17 protein-coding genes and 2 pseudogenes are annotated in these 17452 nt (G+C 72.0%); 9 read left to right on the forward strand and 10 right to left on the reverse strand.

Annotated features, from left to right (window positions below):
* The first annotated feature begins 5 nt into the window (after window positions 1-5).
* Both AS857_RS14220 and AS857_RS41330 read left to right on the forward strand, forming a co-directional pair.
* Window positions 6-350, forward strand: coding sequence for a hypothetical protein (locus tag AS857_RS14220; protein ID WP_058043460.1), 345 nt, complete (start codon window positions 6-8; stop codon window positions 348-350).
* A 340-nt stretch (window positions 351-690) separates the two neighbouring features.
* A pseudogene (locus AS857_RS41330) lies at window positions 691-876 on the forward strand (transglycosylase SLT domain-containing protein); the annotation flags it as partial.
* Here AS857_RS41330 and AS857_RS41335 read toward each other — a convergent pair.
* From AS857_RS41335 to AS857_RS14235, 4 genes and pseudogenes are all read right to left on the reverse strand, one after another.
* Window positions 870-992 (reverse strand): annotated as a pseudogene (locus tag AS857_RS41335) (transglycosylase SLT domain-containing protein); the annotation flags it as partial. The pseudogenes AS857_RS41330 and AS857_RS41335 sit on opposite strands and share 7 nt — an antisense overlap.
* A 231-nt stretch (window positions 993-1223) precedes the next feature.
* Window positions 1224-2330 carry a PP2C family protein-serine/threonine phosphatase gene (locus AS857_RS14225; protein WP_058043461.1) on the reverse strand — a complete coding sequence of 369 codons (1107 nt, stop codon included), beginning with the start codon at window positions 2328-2330 and terminating at the stop codon, window positions 1224-1226.
* A gap of 344 nt (window positions 2331-2674) precedes the next feature.
* Window positions 2675-3142: a hypothetical protein gene (locus AS857_RS14230; protein ID WP_058043462.1), complete on the reverse strand. Its 468-nt coding sequence runs from the start codon at window positions 3140-3142 to the stop codon at window positions 2675-2677.
* Window positions 3143-3271: 129 nt separating this feature from the next.
* Entirely contained in the window at window positions 3272-3904 is a 633-nt protein-coding gene (locus AS857_RS14235; protein ID WP_058043463.1) for a TetR/AcrR family transcriptional regulator, read from the reverse strand.
* 141 nt (window positions 3905-4045) lie between these two features.
* Between AS857_RS14235 and AS857_RS14240 the strand changes: the two genes are divergently transcribed.
* On the forward strand, window positions 4046-5110 hold the full coding sequence (locus AS857_RS14240) for an aldo/keto reductase (RefSeq protein ID WP_058043464.1): 1065 nt from the start codon (window positions 4046-4048) through the stop codon (window positions 5108-5110).
* Between the two features lie 125 nt (window positions 5111-5235).
* On the opposite strand, the gene AS857_RS14245 is transcribed toward AS857_RS14240, so the two are convergent.
* The gene (locus AS857_RS14245) at window positions 5236-5724 is read right to left on the reverse strand and encodes a glutathione peroxidase (protein WP_058043465.1); all 489 of its coding nucleotides are present in this window, start codon (window positions 5722-5724) and stop codon (window positions 5236-5238) included.
* A 391-nt stretch (window positions 5725-6115) separates the two neighbouring features.
* Here AS857_RS14245 and AS857_RS14250 point away from each other — a divergent pair, with 391 nt between their 5' ends.
* Together AS857_RS14250 and AS857_RS39970 are read left to right on the forward strand one after the other, a co-directional pair.
* On the forward strand, window positions 6116-7546 hold the full coding sequence (locus AS857_RS14250; protein WP_173864755.1) for a tetratricopeptide repeat protein: 1431 nt from the start codon (window positions 6116-6118) through the stop codon (window positions 7544-7546).
* Between the two features lie 12 nt (window positions 7547-7558).
* On the forward strand, window positions 7559-7705 hold the full coding sequence (locus AS857_RS39970) for a hypothetical protein (RefSeq protein WP_160330228.1): 147 nt from the start codon (window positions 7559-7561) through the stop codon (window positions 7703-7705).
* A gap of 11 nt (window positions 7706-7716) precedes the next feature.
* Here AS857_RS39970 and AS857_RS39555 read toward each other — a convergent pair whose 3' ends face one another.
* Window positions 7717-8793 carry a hypothetical protein gene (locus tag AS857_RS39555; RefSeq protein WP_144440811.1) on the reverse strand — a complete coding sequence of 359 codons (1077 nt, stop codon included), beginning with the start codon at window positions 8791-8793 and terminating at the stop codon, window positions 7717-7719.
* Window positions 8794-8964: 171 nt separating this feature from the next.
* Here AS857_RS39555 and AS857_RS14260 point away from each other — a divergent pair, with 171 nt between their 5' ends.
* The gene (locus tag AS857_RS14260) at window positions 8965-9657 is read left to right on the forward strand and encodes a hypothetical protein (RefSeq protein WP_144440812.1); all 693 of its coding nucleotides are present in this window, start codon (window positions 8965-8967) and stop codon (window positions 9655-9657) included.
* A 225-nt stretch (window positions 9658-9882) separates the two neighbouring features.
* Window positions 9883-11484 carry an ADP-ribosylating toxin gene (locus AS857_RS14265; RefSeq protein WP_107105579.1) on the forward strand — a complete coding sequence of 534 codons (1602 nt, stop codon included), beginning with the start codon at window positions 9883-9885 and terminating at the stop codon, window positions 11482-11484.
* 332 nt (window positions 11485-11816) lie between these two features.
* On the opposite strand, the gene AS857_RS41905 is transcribed toward AS857_RS14265, so the two are convergent.
* Both AS857_RS41905 and AS857_RS14270 read right to left on the reverse strand, forming a co-directional pair.
* Window positions 11817-11951, reverse strand: a complete 135-nt coding sequence (locus tag AS857_RS41905) for a hypothetical protein (protein WP_275477360.1) — start codon at window positions 11949-11951, stop codon at window positions 11817-11819.
* Window positions 11952-12205: 254 nt separating this feature from the next.
* Window positions 12206-13342, reverse strand: coding sequence for an alkene reductase (locus AS857_RS14270; protein ID WP_079110322.1), 1137 nt, complete (start codon window positions 13340-13342; stop codon window positions 12206-12208).
* Window positions 13343-13488: 146 nt separating this feature from the next.
* On the opposite strand from AS857_RS14270, the gene AS857_RS14275 reads away from it, so the two are divergent.
* Window positions 13489-14319, forward strand: a complete 831-nt coding sequence (locus tag AS857_RS14275) for a helix-turn-helix transcriptional regulator (RefSeq protein ID WP_058043471.1) — start codon at window positions 13489-13491, stop codon at window positions 14317-14319.
* Window positions 14320-14395: 76 nt separating this feature from the next.
* Window positions 14396-15559: a CaiB/BaiF CoA transferase family protein gene (locus AS857_RS14280; protein WP_058044144.1), complete on the forward strand. Its 1164-nt coding sequence runs from the start codon at window positions 14396-14398 to the stop codon at window positions 15557-15559.
* A gap of 26 nt (window positions 15560-15585) precedes the next feature.
* Here the strand turns inward: AS857_RS14280 and AS857_RS14285 are convergent, their stop codons facing one another.
* Both AS857_RS14285 and AS857_RS14290 read right to left on the reverse strand, forming a co-directional pair.
* On the reverse strand, window positions 15586-16272 hold the full coding sequence (locus tag AS857_RS14285; RefSeq protein WP_058043472.1) for a response regulator: 687 nt from the start codon (window positions 16270-16272) through the stop codon (window positions 15586-15588).
* Window position 16273: 1 nt separating this feature from the next.
* Window positions 16274-17452 (reverse strand): sensor histidine kinase, encoded by a 1179-nt coding sequence (locus AS857_RS14290; RefSeq protein WP_058043473.1) that lies wholly within the window; start codon window positions 17450-17452, stop codon window positions 16274-16276.

Below are 17452 nucleotides of genomic sequence, written 5' to 3' on the forward strand. Positions count from 1 at the left end.
CACTCATGCGCTCCACCGTCTCCGCTTATGCCCGTCTGCCGAAGATTCACAAGTTCTCCGTTGCCGGTATTGCCGCGACCGGTGCCGCTGTCGTCGCGGTGGCCGTCGCTCCGCACGCTTTCGCCGCTGATGCGGCTCCGGCTGCTGCGGTGAAGCCGGTGGCGTGGAGTGCCGAGGCTTTCGGTGAGACGCAGCAGGCCGAGCTGGACAAGCACGTCGATGCTGCCGCCAAGGCCGGCGCGGAGGCTGCTGCGGTGAAGCCGGTGGCGTGGAGTGCCGAGGCTTTCGGTGAGACGCAGCAGGCCGAGCTGGACAAGCACGTCGATGCTGCGGCCATCCGCCGCCGCTGATGCCGCTCCGGCTGCAGCGGCGAAAGCGTGCGGGGCGACGGCCACCGCGACGACAGCGGCACCGGTCGCGGCAATACCGGCAACGGAGAACTTGTGAATCTTCGGCAGACGCCTTCTTCGCCGGAGCAGCGGGCTTCGCCGGGGCAGCCGGCTTGGCGGCGATGGGGGGGGGGCCCCCCCCCCTCGCCGAGCGCCTGGCCTCCTGGAACGAACGCGAACCACAGCGCCTGATCCAGCCCTCAAGATTCTCGGCATACGCCTTCTGCGCCGGATGGCGACCATTGCGACGTCGTCGTCGAGGGCCCCGCCGGCGTGGGCCAGCAGGTCCTGGCGGATGCGCTGGATCAGTGAGTCCCTGGACATTCTGCGGGCGAAGGGCATTCCGGCTTCGTACGACGGCATCAAGCGCAACATCATGCGTGAGTCGACCGGTAACCCGCGTGCGATCAATGACTGGGACATCAATGCCGTGAATGGCGTTCCGTCGAAGGGTCTGCTGCAGATGATCGATCCGACGTTCACGGCATTGATGTCCCAGTCATTGATCGCACGCGGGTTACCGGTCGACTCACGCATGATGTTGCGCTTGATGCCGTCGTACGAAGCCGGAATGCCCTTCGCCCGCAGAATGTCCAGGGGCTCGCTGCTCCGGCGAAGCCCGCTGCTCTGGCGAAGAAGGCGTCTGCCGAAGATTCACAAGTTCTCCGTTGCCGGTATTGCCGCGACCGGTGCCGCTGTCGTCGCGGTTGCCGCACCGCCGAGGGCGGTGGCACCCCGTACCAACGGGGACGCCACCGCCCTCGGCGGAGGGCGGGGGCGTCCCCGTTGGTACGGGGTGCCCCCGCCCTCGCCGCATACCCGGGTCCGGGGCGGTCACACAGGGCTGCGCCGGATGGCGACCATTGCGACGTCGTCGTCGAGGGCCCCGCCGGCGTGGGCCAGCAGGTCCTGGCGGATGCGCTGGATCAGGCGCTGTGGTTCGCGTTCGTTCCAGGAGGCCAGGCGCTCGGCGAGGGGGTAGAAGGTGCCGTGGGGGTCGCGGGCCTCGATGACCCCGTCGGTGTAGAGCAGGAGGAGGTCGCCGTCGCGGAAGGCGAAGGCCTCGGGTTCGTAGTCGGCCTCCGTCGTGGGGGTGCCCAGGCCGAAGGGCAGGTCGGGGTCGGAGACCGCCAGGGTGACGACCTCGCCGTCGCGGACGATCAGCGGCGGCGGATGGCCGCAGCTGATGAGGTGGAGCAGGGGCCGGTCGTCGGGGATCTCCAGCACGGCCGCGGTCACGAAGCTCTCGCCCGCCGCGAGCTCGTCGGCGGGCTCCTCCGCGTCCCAGTAGACCGTGTTGTGCAGGTGGGCGACGAGGCGGGGGAGGGGCGGGAAGCGGTGGGCGGCGGCGCGGAAGGCGCCGAGGAGCAGGGCGGCGTCCCCGACGGCGGGCAGTCCCTTGCCGCGGCAGTCTCCGATCATGACGCGGGTCGCGTCGCGGGCACGCACGGCCGCGTAGAGGTCTCCGCCGATCTGCGCCTCGGCCTCGGCCGCCGCGTACTCCGAGGCCAGCTCCAGGGGGCCGATGCGTGAGGGAAGGGGCCTGAGCAGGACTTTCTGCGCGGCGTCGGCGATTCCCCAGGCCCGGTCCAGCGCCTGTTCGTGGCGCTCGCGCAGGGCGTGGAAGGCGACGATGAAGCAGACGGCCAGGAACAGGGCCCCGGTCTGCGTCTGGTGGTCGGCGGTCGTGGCCCGGCCGAAGATGAACCCGAGGGCGATCTGGGCGCCCACGGCCAAGGCGCCGATGAAGGCGGTCAGTCGCTTGCCGCCGAAGGTCGCGGTGAGTGCGGGGGCGGCTACCAGCAGGGGGCCGAGGTGGATGTCGGGGCCGGTCACCAGGTCGACCGCCATGATGACGGCGATGAGCACCACCGGGGCGGCAATCAGCGCGCGCCGGGGTCCCGCGGGGTCGGGTCCTGCCGGAAGGAACTGAATGCGCATGTCCCTTGCTTACCTCCCCACCCCCTCCGTGCAGCTCCTGCGACACGGGCCGGATGCGCAGAGGCCGACCGGGCGCCGACGGGACCGGCTCCGGGACCGCGTCCCGGTGATCATGTATCTCATGGGGAGAACGCCGCTGGTGCCCGTCCGGCCACGTCGGCGACCTGATCTTCTGGCCGCCGGGACTCGTCGAGCTCTCGGCCGAGGAAGTGGTCGACCGTGCCCTGGAGTACCGGCCCATCACCCTGTGAGACCGGGCTGCGGAGCCCGGCACCCCTGGTGGGGCCGCTTCCGCAGCGCAGCCGGGCCCGGCCAGGGACCGGCTGCGCTGCGGGCGGGTGGGATCAGTGGTTCGTGCCGGAGTCCCAGATCGCCTGGCTGCCGTCGTAGATGACGACGTTGCCGTCGTCCTGCACGACCAGGCGCGAGCCCGGGTGCCCGGCCGTCCGGGACGACCAGACGGCCTTGCCCGAGCGGGTGTACACCACGAAGTTGCCGTCTTCTTGGAAGGCCGCTCTCCACCCCTGGCCGACGGTTCTGGAGGCCCAGCGGGCTCTGCCGAACTCGTCGTAGATGACGAGGTTGCCGTCGGACTGCATGACCAGATTGGCGGTGTCGGAGGTCAGGGACTGGTTCTGTTCCAGGGTGAACGGGGCGTGGACGGTGCGGGTGGCCTGGACACCCGGCTCGGCCGCTGCACTCGCAGCGGCCGGGGCGGCGTGGCCCGAGGTCTCCGCGGCGCCCGCCTGCCCGGCGAGGGCGACGACGGAGAGTGCGGCGGCTGCCAGCAGTGTGGTGGTCCTCTTGCTCACGAAAGATCCTTTCGTCGAGTGGTGCGTCCACCGGCCCCGGATGAGGGACCTGGGTGGGGGGACTGCACCGGACTTTTTCACCACCCGTGTGCCGGATGCCGCTGTTCGCCTCGCGATGACGCATTCGCTTCAGTGTTTGGCCGGAGCCTCAGCCGTGACGAAGGCTCCCGCCTGTGCGGCTGAGATCGCAGCCGCGGCCGCACGGTCCGCCGCCGCCTCGTCGAGCGCCTCGCCCGTGGTCAGCAGGCGGTAGTAGAGGGGGGCGGAGACGGCCCGGACGACCTCGCGGGTGTCGGTCCCCTCGGGCAGCTCGCCCCGCTCGACGGCTTCCCGGACGCAGGGCTCCCACTCCGTGACGCGGGTGGCGTAGAAGAGGCGCAGGGCCGAGGCCGCTTCGTCGTTGCAGGTCGCGGCGGCGATCACCGCCTTGAAGAGCGCTCCCTGGCGCGGGTCGGCCAGCGTGCGCTGCACGAGGCGGGCATTGGTGCGCAGGTCGCCCTGGAGGGTGCCGGTGCGGGCACGCGGGAGGGACTGCTCGGCCATGTCCGCGAGGAGGTCGGCCACCAGGGCGGCCGGCGTTCCCCAGCGGCGGTACACGGTCGTCCTGCCGACGTCCGCGCGCCGCGCCACGTCGGCGAGATCGAGGCCGGACAGCCCGCCCTCGGCCAGGGCGTCTCCGGCCGCCTGCAGGACGGCGGCTCGCACGCGGGCGGTGCGCCCGCCCGGGCGCACGGTTCCCGGATCCGCACTCCTGGATTCCATAACGGGACTCCTATTCCATTAGGGGTTCGGCCTCTGCTACGGTGGGCACATCTTAACGGGACTTCGGTCCCGGTAGTGCTGTCGACCCGAACCCGCACGGCGCAGGGCGGCACGAGGGGATACAAGGGGAAGGGAACCGCTGTGGAATTCCGACGACTGGGCGCTTCAGGACTGATGGTTCCGGCGCTGAGCATGGGCGCGGGCACGTTCGGCGGGCGCGGAGAGCTCTTCGGCGCCTGGGGCGACACCGACGCCGAGGAAGCACGCCGCCTCATCGACATCTGCCTCGAGGCAGGTCTCAACATGTTCGACACCGCCGACGTCTACTCCGCCGGCGCTTCGGAAGAGGTGCTCGGCGCCGCGATCAAGGGCCGCCGCGACGAGGTCATCATCTCCACCAAGGCGGGGCTGCCGATGGGCGACGGCCCGGCGGACGCGGGAACCTCGCGCTCACGCCTCATCAAGGCCGTCGAGGACGCCCTGCGCCGCCTCGGCACCGACTACATCGACCTCTTCCAGCTCCACGCCTTCGACGCGGGCACCCCCGTGGAGGAAGTCCTCTCCACGCTCGACGACCTCGTACGGGCCGGGAAGATCCGCTACACCGGCGTCTCCAACTTCGCCGGCTGGCAGCTGATGAAGTCCCTCGGCACCGCCGACAAGCACGGCTACCAGCGCTACGCCGCGCACCAGGTCTACTACTCCCTCATAGGCCGCGACTACGAGTGGGAGCTCATGCCGCTCGGCCTCGACCAGGGCGTCGGCGCCGTCGTCTGGAGCCCCCTGGGCTGGGGACGCCTCACCGGCAAGATCCGCCGGGACAAGCCGCTGCCGGCCGGCAGCCGTCTGCACGCCACCGCGGACTACGGCCCTCCCGTGGACGACGAACTCCTGTTCCGCGTGGTCGACACCCTCGACGAGATCGCCCTCGAAACCGGGAAGACCGTGCCGCAGATCGCCCTCAACTGGCTGTTGCAGCGCCCGACGGTCTCCTCCGTCATCATCGGCGCCCGCAACGAGGCGCAGCTGCGGCAGAACCTCGGCGCGGTGGGATGGAACCTGACCGCCGATCAGGTGGCAAGGCTCGACGCCGCGAGCGCCACGACCGCGCCGTACCCGTACTTCCCCTACGAGCGCCAGGAGGGCTTCGCCCGCCTCAACCCGCACCCGGTCCGGCGCGGAGCGGGCGCCGCCGGCGAGGCGTAGGCAGCAGGAACGCGCGGGACGGGCCGCCCGCGGCAGGTCACCGTCGGCTGCGCGGCCCGCGAGCCGGGCAGCCGACGGTGACCTGCCGCACCGTGCGGCGGCGACGCGACGCGACGCGACGCGCGTCAGGCGGGCAGGGCCGCTTCGATGGCCGAGACGACCTCGGCGGCGTCGGGCTCGGTCTGCGGGCTGAAGCGGGCGGCGACGCTGCCGTCCTGGGCGATGAGGAACTTCTCGAAGTTCCAGCGGATGTCGCCGGTGTGACCCTCGGCGTCCGCCGTGCCCACGAGGGCGGCGTACAGGGGGTGCCGCCGCTCGCCGTTGACGTCGGTCTTCTCCGTCATCGGGAAGGTCACGCCGTAGGTGGCCGAGCAGAAGGAGGCGATCTCCTCGGCGGATCCGGGCTCCTGGCCCATGAACTGGTTGCACGGGACGCCCAGCACCGTGAAGCCGCGCGGCGCGTAGTGCGCGTGCAGCTTCTCCAGCGCCGCGTACTGCGGGGTCAGGCCGCACTTCGAGGCGACGTTGACGACCAGGACGGCCTTGCCGCGGTACTGCGCGAGATTCGCGGGGCCGCCCTGGAGGGCGCCGATCTCCACGTCGTGGATGGACACGATGGCTCCTTGGCTCTTCTGTTCGGCTGCTGCATGATCAGGTCGACTTGCCTGTGGGCCAGTATGCCTCCAGCCGGACGAACTCCCGGGGCCCGGTCGCCCAACCCCGCCCGGCCGTGGAACGCGTGGAGCGCGAGGCCGGTGTCGTCGAGGCAGCGGCCCGTTTCCTCGTCGACGGCGTGTCGTCCGGCCTCCGGCGCGGCCGCGGAAGACCGCTTCACGGACAACCCCACGATCATGCGTCCGGGCGCGCAGGACCGGGCAGGCATGTACTGCCACCGCCGCGGCGCCCGGCCGGGCGGGGTGGCGCTGTCACGGCGGCTGTCACGGTGGCTGTCACAGCGGTCGAGCGGGAGGACTGGGAGTGGGAACGGACCGGCATGCTCAGGCGATGACGTTCACCAGCACTGATGCGGTGCGGCACTACGAGAAGGCGCTGGAGTCCCTGCTCTTCTTCCGCCCGGAGGTCACCGCCGAGGCGGAGGCGCTGGTCACCGACTCGCCGCGCTCGGTCATGGGCAACGTCCTCCTGGCGTACCTCAGTCTGCTGGGCACGGAGGAGAAGGACGCGGCGGCGGCGCGGAAGACCTTCGAGGACTTCCGCCGGGGCGTGCACCTTTCGGAGGTGACTCCGCGGGAGCGGATGCACATCGAGGCCGCCTCGTCCTGGCTGAACGGCGACATCCTGGGAGCCGGCCGCGTGCTCGGCGAGCTCCACGTGGCCCACCCGCGGGACGCGCTGGCCCTGGCCGTGGCCCATCAGATCGACTTCTTCACCGGCAACGCCGTGCTGCTGCGCGACCGCATCGGCGGGGCGCTGTCCGCCTGGGACGAGGACGACCCGCACTACGGCCTGCTGCTCGGCATGTACGCGTTCGGTCTCGAGGAAGCGGGGCACTACGCGCAGTCGGAGCAGGCGGGCCTGGCCGCCGTGGAGCGCAACGCCCGCGACGTGTGGGGGATCCACGCCGTCGTGCACGCCTACGAGATGACGGGCCGGTTCGCGGACGGGATCCGCTATCTGGACGAGCGGACGGCCGACTGGGCGGACGGCAATTACCTCCATGTCCACAACTACTGGCACTACGCCCTCTACAACCTGGAGGCGGGCCGCACCGACCGGGTCCTCGACGTCTACGACGCCGTCCTCCACAACGAGGAATCGGCCGGGCTGGCGATGGAGATGCTGGACGCGGCGTCCCTGCTGTGGCGGCTCTATCTGACAGGCACAGGCACAGGCAGCGATGTCGGACCCGGCGCCGGCATCGACACGGGTGACCGCTGGGCCGTGCTCTCCGACGCCTGGACGGCACGACAGGACGGCGCCTACTACGCCTTCAACGACGCGCATGCCGTCATGGCCCACGTCGGGGCCGACCGGATGGCCGAGGCCGAGAGCCTCATCCGGGACCGGGAGGCCTGGGTGCGGCAGGCCGGCCCGCACACGGCCGGCCTGTCCAACCTGCCGATGACCGCAGAGGTCGGCCTGCCGGTGTGCCGGGCGCTCGTCGCCTACGGCAAGCGCCGCTACGACGACGTCGTCGGCCTCCTGCTCCCGATCAGGCACCGACTCCAGACGTTCGGAGGAAGCCACGCGCAGCGGGACGCCGTCCAGCGGACCCTGGTGGAGGCAGCCGTGCGCAGCGGGCAGCACGACATCGCGCGCATGCTGCTGAGCGAACGCATCAACGTCCGCCCCTTGTGCCCGTACAACTGGGGCGCGCAGGCCCGGCTCGCCGAACGGCTCGGCGACACGGCGGGGGCCGGCGCGGCGCGCCGACGTGCCGCGCAGCAGGCGTCGGCGGCAGCGGCCGGGGCCTGAGCCGGAGTGAGCATGAGAACCCCGCTGGACGCCGGATGCGCACTCCTCGACCACAGCCGGCGCGGCTCCGCCCGGAGGCTGACGGCAGCCGAACTCGGCGAACCGAGGGAGAGCCGCGCCCCGGGCACCCACGCCTTGGAGGGGCAGCCGGGCCGGTGACCGAGAGGGGGTCAGCCGGCCGGCACCTCGGCGTCCGCCGGCTCGAACGACCTCAGGCCGCTCGTCAGCTCCAGGAGAGTGTCCTCCGCCAGGTCACGCAGGAAGTCGGGGCACACCCATCCGTCCAGGGGCTCGTCCTCCTGGTCCGCCTCGTCCTCCTGGTCCCACCCGTAGTACTCGGCGATCTCGGCCCGGCCGCCGGGGCTGCGCAGGAAGTAGCCGACCTGGCTTGCGTAGTCCGGGTCGCCGGTGTCGGGGTGCTCGCCGGGGGCGTGGGTGCACGGACGGTCCTCCAGCAGCGGAAGGGCCCCCTCGATCCCCTTGATCATCGCGTCCAGTACCGAGCGGTCCGTGATCCTCTCCGACGTCGCGTACCAGCAGGTCGCGTTCATGGTCACGAGGTAGCCGGCCAGCACTCCGCGGGTGGGCCGGGAGGGAAGGCAGGCGGCCTCGTCCTTCAGGTCCTCGTGCGGATCGCCGTAGGGGTAGTCGTTCACGATCCCCGATAGGGTGCTGATGCAGCTGCGGTGGTACTTCGGTGCTCCCACGGGGATGCGACGGACGGTCAACGGGGCGATCACGTCCGCGGCGAGCCGTGCCCACCCCGCGACGTTGCCGGGGCACAGCACCCGCTCGGGGTCGACGATGTCGGTGCTGGTGCCGTCGGGGTCGGGGTCACCGTCACTGTCGGCGTCGGCGTCGATGTCCGTGACGGCGTCCGGCGTCGCGAGCTTGCCGGTCAGCAGTCCGGTGTCACCGTTCCGGATCTCGTCCTCCAGTGAGTCCATCTCGGCCTCGTACGGATGACCGTCGTGCGAGCAGGGCCGGCTGCCCAGTGCTTCGACCGCGGCCCGAAGGGCGTCGAGCGCGGCGCGCTCGGCCTCCTCCTCGGGACGCCAGGCGAGGTAACCCGACATCGCCACCAGCCCGGACACCCAGATGCGGGCCTCTTCTCCGCCCGGGTCGGCGGCGAGCCGGCGGGCGCAGTCCAGGACGAGGGGGACCGCTTCGTCCGCGGGGGACGTGTCGCGGATGTTCTCCCAGGCGGCGGCGAGCCGGGCCACGCCCGGGTCGGTTGTAATGATCATGCCCTGTATGACGGGGGCCGTGTCCGGTCCGGTTCCCGCCGTCCGGGCCCTGGCCTGGCCGGCCCCGCGGGCGCCGATGGTCACTCAGGCGGTCGGCATCGAAGTCGAATGAGTATGCGAGTGAGTACGTGTGCTCAGGCCGGAGCGGCCCGGCTCCCGGATGCTGGGATCATGACGACGACGCCTCACCTCGCCTTTCCGCCCGCGCCCCCGGCGCCCGCTCCGGCCGGTCGGCCGGGCCATCGCCGGAAGCTGGTGGCCGGTGCCGTGGCGGCGCTGGTCCTGCTGCTGGTCGCCGGGATCGCCGCCGGGTGGTGGCTGACGCGTGAGGAGGACTCCTCGCCCTTCGCCGGCCGGCCGCGGGTGACGGACAGTGCGGCCGGCCTCTCCTATGCGATACCCGAAGGGTGGAAGCACGAGGAGGGAAAGAAGCTGATCGGTGCCTTCACCTCGTCGGTCACCAAGGAACATGCCGGCAGCGGCAGCGGCGCGAGCAGTGAAGGCGGCAGCACGGTCCTCGCCGGCCGTGCCGCAGCCATGCCGCAGGCTGCACTCCAGCAGCAGGCGGAGCGGGCGGCCCGCTCGAACGCGGTGTTCTTCTTCCCCGACGGAAGCTCCGAGGTCGAGGAGTCCCGGCCGACGACGGTCGGCGGCCGCCCTGCGCACACGGTGGCGCTCAAGGTGAGCGAGGGCAGGCGCGGTACCGGAAGCACGGACGGTTCCGGCGGGACGGGTCATCTGCGCCTGACGCTCATCGCGGTGGACGACAGCCGCTCGGCCTTCCTCCTCGGCATCGCCCAGCCGGGCGGGCCGGTGGAAGCGCGCGAGGTGGACCAGGTGATGGAGAGCGCCTCCCTGAACTGAGCCGGCGAAAAACGGATCAACCCCCTCCGGTCGGCGGGGGTCGCTCGGTCGCCCGGCGGGGGCCGGAACGCCGACTGCCCTACTTATGGCCAATATTCCCGGCTGCCCCTCCTGCGGCAGGATCATCGTCAACTTCCGCATCACCCCTCATGTCCCCCCTTGAAACAGAGGAGCAGTATGCGTGTTGAGACGAGACGAGCGAAGCCGACGAGACGGACGCAGCCGATGAGGCAGGCGCAGCAAATAGGGCAGGCGAAACCGGCGAGACGGCGACCCGCCTTCCAGCGCGTGTTCGCCACCACGGCCTTCGCCGGGATGATGGCGGCCGCCTCCGCAGAGCTCGCCCACGCCGCCCCCACTCCCGCGCCCGGCGGCGACCGGATATCCCAGGCGAAGCAGACCGGGCTGGAAGGCTTCCACGGCTACAAACCCGGCCACCTCGACTCGATCCTCGAAGGGTTGCGCCCCGTGGGCACCGCCGGGAACCACGACCCCAACTGGAAGGGGCTCTACCTGGCCGAGACCACCGGGCACGCCGCGGGGTACAGCACCGACGAGGCGGGTACGGCGGCCGGCGGAGTGGTGCGGGTGACGCTCCCGGACGAGGTGAACGTGGCCACGGTCCACCTCGCGCACAAGGCGGACGAGACCGACGAGGCCTTCCTGAAGCGGCAGCTGGACTTCGTCAAGAACGAGTTCGGCGTACCCGACGGCAAGCCGCTGATGGACGCCCTCGGCGAGAAGAACACCGTCCTGAAGATCGCCGACGACGGGACCGGCCAGAGCGAGCTCATCGTCCCGTGGAAGATGGCGGAGCGAGGGAAGGCCGAGAAGGCCGTCGAATTCAGGGGGAAGAACTCCGCCCTGGACGCCGCGATCTACGCGGCAGCCCCGGCCAACTGCCTCGCCCCCACCGGGCGCGCGAAGCGGTCGGCGGACCGCTGCCTGCCCGTGGACTGGGACAAGGTCGAGGAGAAGGCCAAGGCCACGGCCAAGAAGGTCGCCCAGGACGCCGAGCACGCGGAGCGGTTGCCGAAGCGCAACCCGAAGGGCCCGACCTGGGGCGAGGCCCACTCCACCGCGGAGCTCACCCACGCCAAGGTCCGCGAAGTCAGCGGCACCCACGTGGCCGCAACCGCCGCCGGCGTCGGGACCTGGGTCTACGGCATGGCGAAGACCTTCTCCGACAAGGACGCCACCACCCTCGACAAGGTCGCCGTCACCGGAGCCGTCGTCCCCGGCCTCGGGCAGGCCCTCGGCATCGCCGACGGGATCCAGCACGGCGACCCCGAGGCCGTCGCCGTCAACGCCGTGGCCCTCGCCGCCCTCGCGGCCGCCCAGGTCGTACCCGTCGTCGGCGAGGTCGTCGACGCCGTCCTCCTCACCGAACAGCTCGTCGAGGTGCTCGTCGACGTCTTCCGCGCCGCGACGGCCGACCCGCCCCCGGCGCCGCGCCTCGACACGGGCGCCCTGCCGATCCTGCCCGTGCCGCGCGCCGACCTGCCCTGCAGCGTGTGGTGGACGTACATGGACGTCCTCTGGGAGACGGCCGGGAAGGTCCCGGCGAACGAGAAGGTGCCCGCGAAGACGCAGGTCGTGGTCAGGGAGCGCGGCGGGAGCGAGTACGCCTACCCCGTGGCAGACGGGAAGTCCCCCGGCTGGCTGGTTCCCCACGGGCTCGGCTCCAGCCGGACCTTCGACGTCTTCTACCGGCTGAAGACGGACCAGGGCCGGGTCCTGGAGTCGAAGCAGCGCGCCGTCGTCCAGGCGAAGGCCGAGGTGGCCCAGTGCAACACCCTCGTCTGGAACGAGGACTGGCAGCGCTGACGCGCAAACGCCGGCCCGGCGCGCCGTGCCTCACCCGCCCGGGGGTCGCCGGTCCGCCGGTGGCGCGGGCAGGTGCCCGCCGGTGCGCCGGCCGGTGTCCTCCAGGTGGCTGGCTCCGGCGTCGCGGTCCCGGGCGGCGCCCCGTTCCGTGCGTTAGTGTGTGGCCTCGTCGGGCAGCCGACAGGGTGCGACGGGCATGCACGCCGTCGCGCCCTCCGTGCCGGAATCACGCGGTGCGGGCGTACGAGAAAATGCCCGCCGCGGGGCTGGACCCGCGACGGGCAAGCCGAGGAGTTGGCTCCACGGGGCGTACTGGTGATACGCCCCGCGGGTCAGCCCCTGCCGGTCATCACCAGGGCCAGAGCGGTGAGGGCCGTCAGCAGCTCCACCCAGGGCGTCACTGCTCGGGCCGCGCTGCGGACCAGGTTCCAGTCGACCGGCGCTTTCGGCCTTCTGTGCTGCACCATGTTCGCGCCTCTCCTCGGACCAGGAGACCCGCCGGCCGGCGAGACCCTATGAGAGCCCTCGGGTGTGGCAGCGCAACCGGCCCCTCCCGAGACCCCTGGGTGAGGCCCCGACGTGACAGGCTGACCCGAGGTCAGCGCTGGTACTGCACAATGTAACTTTATGGGCGTAACACCTTAATGCGTGGTATTTGGCTGATGAACGTCGGCGAGTCCCTTCCTCTGCAAGGGCCGTCGACGTGGCCGTCGGCGCCGCCTCAGCCCCCGCTCGCGGGGTAGTCGACGTAGCCGCCCGCCCCGCCGGAGTAGTACGTGCCCGGGTCACCGGCTGCCAGGTCGTGGCCGAGGGCGAACCGGGTGACCAGGTCGGGGTTGGCGATGAAGCGGGTCCCGAACGACACGGCGTCGGCGATCCCGGCCTCGATCGCGGCGTTCGCCGACGCGCGGTCGAAGCCGAGGTTCGCGATCAAGGGGCCGTCGAACAGGCGCCGGTACCGTGCGAACGCGCCGAGGTCGGGGGCGGCGCCCGGCCCGGCCATGTCCCGGCCGCGCAGGTGGAGATAGGCCACCGGGCGGCGGTTGAGCTCCGCCACCAGGGCGTCGTAGTCGGAAAGGGTCTCCTCGCCGGCCGTGAAACGGTCGCCCGAGGACCAGTACGGCGACAACCGGACGCCGACGCGCCGCCCCTCCCACACGGCGGTGACCGCGTCGACGATCTCCAGCAGCAGGCGCCGGCGGCCGGCACGATCACCTCCGTAGGCATCGGAACGGAGGTTCAGCCGCGGATTGAGGAACTGGGGAATCAGGAACGGGCCGACGGCATGGACCTCGACCCCGTCGAACCCGGCACGCCGGGCGTTCAGCGCGGCCACCCGGTATTCGCCGACCGTGTCCTCGATGTCGGCAAGGGTCATCTCCCGGGGAGTGACGGTGTCCTTGAACCCGTCCGGCGTGAAGGACCGCTCGTGCGGATCGACCGCCGACGGCCCGGCGGGCAGCGCGCCCCGGAGGTGATCGGGGTGCGAGGCGGCACCGGTGTGCCACAGCTGCAGCACGATCCGGCCGCCGAGGGCGTGCACGACATCGGTCACCCGTCGCCATCCGGCGACCTGCTGCTCGCTGTAGACGCCGGGAACGTTCACGAAGCCGATCGCCCGCTCGCTCACCCAGGTCCCCTCCGTGACGATCAGCCCGGCGCCGGCCCGCTGGCCGTAGTAGAGGGCGTGCAGATCCGTCGGCACCAGGCCGGGGTTGGTCGCGCGGGCCCGGGTGAGCGGAGCCATCACGACCCGGTTCGGCAGCCGGAAGTCTCCCAGGTCCGCGCAGCGCAGCAGCGCGTCCCCGGCGGTCGGCGGCATTGCGCTCATGGCGCTCATCGCGCTCGTCGTGCTCATCGGTGGGCTCTCCTCGTTCACGGGCCGGTGGTCGCCGGCGCTACGGGAGCCATCGTGCGAGCGGTGGCCGGCCGGTAGGAGGGCCGAGATGATGCTGGTACCGGCAGGGCGACCCTCCGCGGGGCGGGGCCCGCCAGAATGAGGGCATGAACGACGCCGAACTGGGCATCTGCCTGCGCGCCTGGCGCGACCGCCTGGCGCCCGCCGAGGCCGGGCTGCCGGCGGGGCCGCGCCGCCGCGCACCAGGCCTGCGCCGTCAGGAGCTCGCCACGCTGGCCGGACTCTCCGTCGAGTACCTGGCCCGGCTCGAACAGGGCCGCGCGGGAAGGCCGTCCGCCGCCGTCCTGGGGCCTCTCGCACGCGCACTGCGGCTGACCGGGGACGAACGCGACCACCTGTTCCGGCTGGCCGGCCACGCACCGCCCACGCCCGCCGTCGCACCCGCCCGCGTCACACCGGGACTGCAGCGGATCATCGACCGGCTGCACGATGCCGCGGTGATGGTGGTGGACCGGGGCTGGAACGTCGTCCTCGCCAACCCGCCGGCGATCGCCCTGCTCGGCGACGAGGCGACGGGCGCCGACGGAGAACGCAACGTCCTGCGGCGGCACTTCACCGGACGTCCCTCCCGAGTGATCCGCACACCCGCCGAAGCCGCGGACTTCGAGGCGTACGCCGTCGCCGACCTGCGCGCGAGCCTCGGACGCTTCCCCGGCGACCCCCGGCTGCGAGAACTCGCCGGCGAACTACGGGCGGCAAGCCCCCGCTTCGCGGAACTGTGGGCCCGCACCGACGTCGCCGCGAGCACCTCGCAGCGCAAGACCGTCCAGCACCCCGACGCCGGACGACTGACGCTCGACTGCGACGTACTGGAAGCCACCGGCTCGGCCCTCCGCCTGGTCGTCTACACCGCCGCACCGGGCACTCCCGACCACCGGGCCCTGGCGCTGCTCACCGCAGAGTTCTGCGCGGCGTAGCCGAGAGGTGCTCTTGCCCCGGAGCGGAGGGCGGGGGAGCCTTGCGGGACTGGTGGACTTCCCGAAGGGAGCCTCGGTGTCGCGTGCCTTCTCCGGTGTGCGGGTCCTCGACCTGACGCACGTGCTGGCCGGTCCGTTCGCGGCCTACCAACTGGGTGTGCTCGGCGCGGACGTGATCAAGATCGAGCCGCCGGACCGGCCCGACTTCGTCCGGGGCCGCGGCCCGGACCCCGAGCTCAACAGGCAGCTGCGCGGAATCAACTATCAAGTCCAGGGCGGCGGCAAGCGCGCGATGACCCTCGATCTCAGGACCTCCGGCGGCCGTGAGGTCTTCCGGGCCCTGGTGCGGACGGCCGACGTGGTCGTCGAGAACTACCGTGCCGGAGCGCTCGACCGGCTCGGCGTCGGATACGAGGACCTGTCGGCGATCAACCCCGAGCTCATTCACTGCTCGATGACCGGCTACGGGCGGAGCGGCCCCCGGGCCGAGGTCAACGCGTACGACAACGTGGTGCAGGCCGCGTCCGGCGTCATCGCACGCTGCGACGGCCACAAGCCCAACCTGGCCTTCATCGACTACGGGAGCGGCTACAACGCCGCATTCGCGATAGCCGCCGCGCTGTACGCCCGTACCCGCGACGGGCGGGGGCAGCGGATCGACTGTGCCATGTTCGACACGGCCCTGATGCTCATGGGACCGGCGGTGTCCGCGCAACTCCACCCCGGGGTACGGGAGGAGCCCGTACAGGAGAGCGGCCTGGGCGCGTACGAGACGGCGGACGGCGTGTTCGTCCTCGGCACCCCGACGCCGGACCAGAACCGGCGCCTGTGGTCGGCGCTCGCCACCGAGGGACATCCGCACCCCCGGTTCGAGGCGCTGAGCACCCTGGACGAGCTCCGCGAGCACAGCGACGCGATGCGCGACGCCCTGCGCGAGATCTTCCGGACCCAGAGCGCGGCCTGGTGGGAGGAGTGGATCCACCGCCGGGGCCTTCCCGGCGAGCGGGTCCGGACCCTCGCGGAAGCGGTGGACGAGGAGCAGCTGAAGCACAGGCCGTTCCTGCAGCCGGCACAGGACGGCGACCCGCCCGTACCGGTCGCCGCCTTCGGCTTCGCCCACGACGGCCCGAGCCGGGACCGGCCGGCGCCCGGGTTCGGCGAGCACACGGTCGAGATCCTGCAGGAGCTTGGCCTTTCCCCGGCGGACATCGACGACCTCCGGGCCGAGGGCGCCATCTGACCGATGCGCCGGCCGGGCCCGCCGTGTCAGCCGAGTGCGTCCCGCCCGGGCCGCTGCAGCAGCCCTCGTTCGATGGCGACGACCACCGCGTGGGTACGGTCGCTGACGCCGAGCTTGGCGAAGACCCGCAGCAGGTGGGTCTTCACCGTGGCTTCGGCGATGACGAGGCGCTTGCCGATGTCGGCGTTGGAGAGTCCGTCGGCGACCGCGTCGAGGACGTCCGCCTCGCGGGCGGTCAGCGGGACCTGGACCGGCCGCCGCATGCGGGCGACCAGTTTCTGCGCGACCCGGGGCGCCAGGACGGTCTCGCCGCGGGCCGCGGACCGGATGGCGTCGGCGAGCTGGTCGCGCGTGGTGTCCTTGAGGAGGTAGCCGATGGCACCGGCCTCCACCGCGCGCTCGATCTCGGCGTCGGTGTCGTACGTCGTGAGGATCAGCACGCGGGTGCCCGTCCCGCCCGAGACGATCTCGGCGGTCGCGGCCACCCCGTCCAGGACGGGCATGCGCAGGTCGATCAGCGCCACGTCGGGGCGGAGCCTCTCGACGAGTTCGACGGCCGCGCGCCCGTCGCCCGCCTCGCCGACGATCTCGATGGCGGGCTCCGAGGCCAGCAGCGCGATCACTCCCGCGCGCATGACGGTGTGGTCGTCCGCCAGGATGACGCGCAGCCGGCCGTCCTCGCGCGCCTCGTTCGGTTCCGTCGGTCGTGTCATGTCACACCTGGCCGTTCGCGTGGAGCAGGGCGAGGACGCGGGTGCCGTCCCCGGGGGAGCTGGTGACGGTGAGCTCACCGCCGAGTTCGGCCAGGCGCTTGCGCATGCCGTCGAGACCGAAGCCGCCGGCCTCCTCGACGACGAAGCCGCAGCCGTCGTCGGTGATCTCCAGCTCGACGCCGTGGGGGTGCAGGCCGAGGACGACGCCCACGGTGGAGGCGGCCGCGTGCTTGCGCACGTTGGCCAGGGACTCCTGGGTGCAGCGCAGCAGGGCGATCCGGGTCTGCTGGTCGCAGTCGACGTCCGGCAGTTCCGCGTCGACGGTGAGGCCGGTGTCCTCGGCGAACCGGTCCAGGGTCCGGCGCAGGGTCAGGGCGACCGAGCCGGGGGCCAGGCCGCTCTGCGGTGCCGAGCCCACCAGGACCCGTGCCTCCGCGAAGTTCTCGCGGGCGGTCTGCTCGATCGACAGCAGCTGCTGGGCGGTCCTGCCCGGATCCGTACCGAGGTGCGAACGGGCCGCCTCCGCGAGGACGATGATGGAGGCGAAGCCCTGGGCCAGGGTGTCGTGGATCTCCCGCGCGAGCCGCTCGCGCTCCTCGACGGCGCCCTGACGCCGGTGCGCCTCGGCCAGCCGCTGCTGGGCGTCCTCCAGCTCGGCGCCCAGCAGGTCGGCCCGTTCGTCGCCCTCCCGGACGATCCGGTGCACCATCAGCCCCACCAGCACACCGGCCGCGTAGCCGATGAGGGCGAAGGCGGCGTTGCCGCTGAGGAACTCCCCGCTGCGCGCGATGCCGCCCGCCACGGTTGCCGCCGCTGCGACGCCGCTCAGCACGACGGCGGACCGCGGACGCCGGGCGAAGATCCAGAAGTGGGGCAGCGACACGATGAACAGTGCCGCGCCGCCGCCCGGAAGCCCGGCCATCGCGCCAAGGCCCAGGGCCAGCACCCACAGGTACCCGGCCGGCCGCAGCACCCGGTTTCCGGGGACCAGCTCCGCGGTCGCGTATCCGGCGGCGAGCACGGCGAGGACGGCCAGTGCCCCGTACTTCGGCGCGCCGGAGTCGTTCTGGACGCCGATGACCGAGGGCGCCAGTCCGAGGAGTACCCAGCAGGCGGCGTTCCACCGGCGGAGTCTGCGTATCCAGTGCTGATGGCCAGGTGGCTGCGGCGGGGAGTTCAT

This window comes from Streptomyces roseifaciens, from assembly GCF_001445655.1.
In the GTDB taxonomy this organism is placed as follows: Bacteria; Actinomycetota; Actinomycetes; order Streptomycetales; family Streptomycetaceae; genus Streptomyces; species Streptomyces aureoversilis.

Excerpts from the sequence above, each read along its gene's own strand:
- AS857_RS14220 (WP_058043460.1), top strand. The coding sequence starts at position 6 with ATGCGCTCCACCGTCTCCGCTTATGCCCGTCTGCCGAAGATTCACAAG.
- AS857_RS14225 (WP_058043461.1), bottom strand. The coding sequence starts at position 2,330 with ATGCGCATTCAGTTCCTTCCGGCAGGACCCGACCCCGCGGGACCCCGG.
- AS857_RS14235 (WP_058043463.1), bottom strand. The coding sequence starts at position 3,904 with ATGGAATCCAGGAGTGCGGATCCGGGAACCGTGCGCCCGGGCGGGCGC.
- AS857_RS14250 (WP_173864755.1), top strand. The coding sequence starts at position 6,116 with ATGACGTTCACCAGCACTGATGCGGTGCGGCACTACGAGAAGGCGCTG.
- AS857_RS39970 (WP_160330228.1), top strand. The coding sequence starts at position 7,559 with ATGAGAACCCCGCTGGACGCCGGATGCGCACTCCTCGACCACAGCCGG.
- AS857_RS39555 (WP_144440811.1), bottom strand. The coding sequence starts at position 8,793 with ATGATCATTACAACCGACCCGGGCGTGGCCCGGCTCGCCGCCGCCTGG.
- AS857_RS14260 (WP_144440812.1), top strand. The coding sequence starts at position 8,965 with ATGACGACGACGCCTCACCTCGCCTTTCCGCCCGCGCCCCCGGCGCCC.
- AS857_RS14265 (WP_107105579.1), top strand. The coding sequence starts at position 9,883 with ATGAGGCAGGCGCAGCAAATAGGGCAGGCGAAACCGGCGAGACGGCGA.
- AS857_RS41905 (WP_275477360.1), bottom strand. The coding sequence starts at position 11,951 with ATGGTGCAGCACAGAAGGCCGAAAGCGCCGGTCGACTGGAACCTGGTC.
- AS857_RS14270 (WP_079110322.1), bottom strand. The coding sequence starts at position 13,342 with ATGAGCACGACGAGCGCGATGAGCGCCATGAGCGCAATGCCGCCGACC.
- AS857_RS14275 (WP_058043471.1), top strand. The coding sequence starts at position 13,489 with ATGAACGACGCCGAACTGGGCATCTGCCTGCGCGCCTGGCGCGACCGC.
- AS857_RS14285 (WP_058043472.1), bottom strand. The coding sequence starts at position 16,272 with ATGACACGACCGACGGAACCGAACGAGGCGCGCGAGGACGGCCGGCTG.
- AS857_RS14290 (WP_058043473.1), bottom strand. The coding sequence starts at position 17,452 with ATGAACTCCCCGCCGCAGCCACCTGGCCATCAGCACTGGATACGCAGA.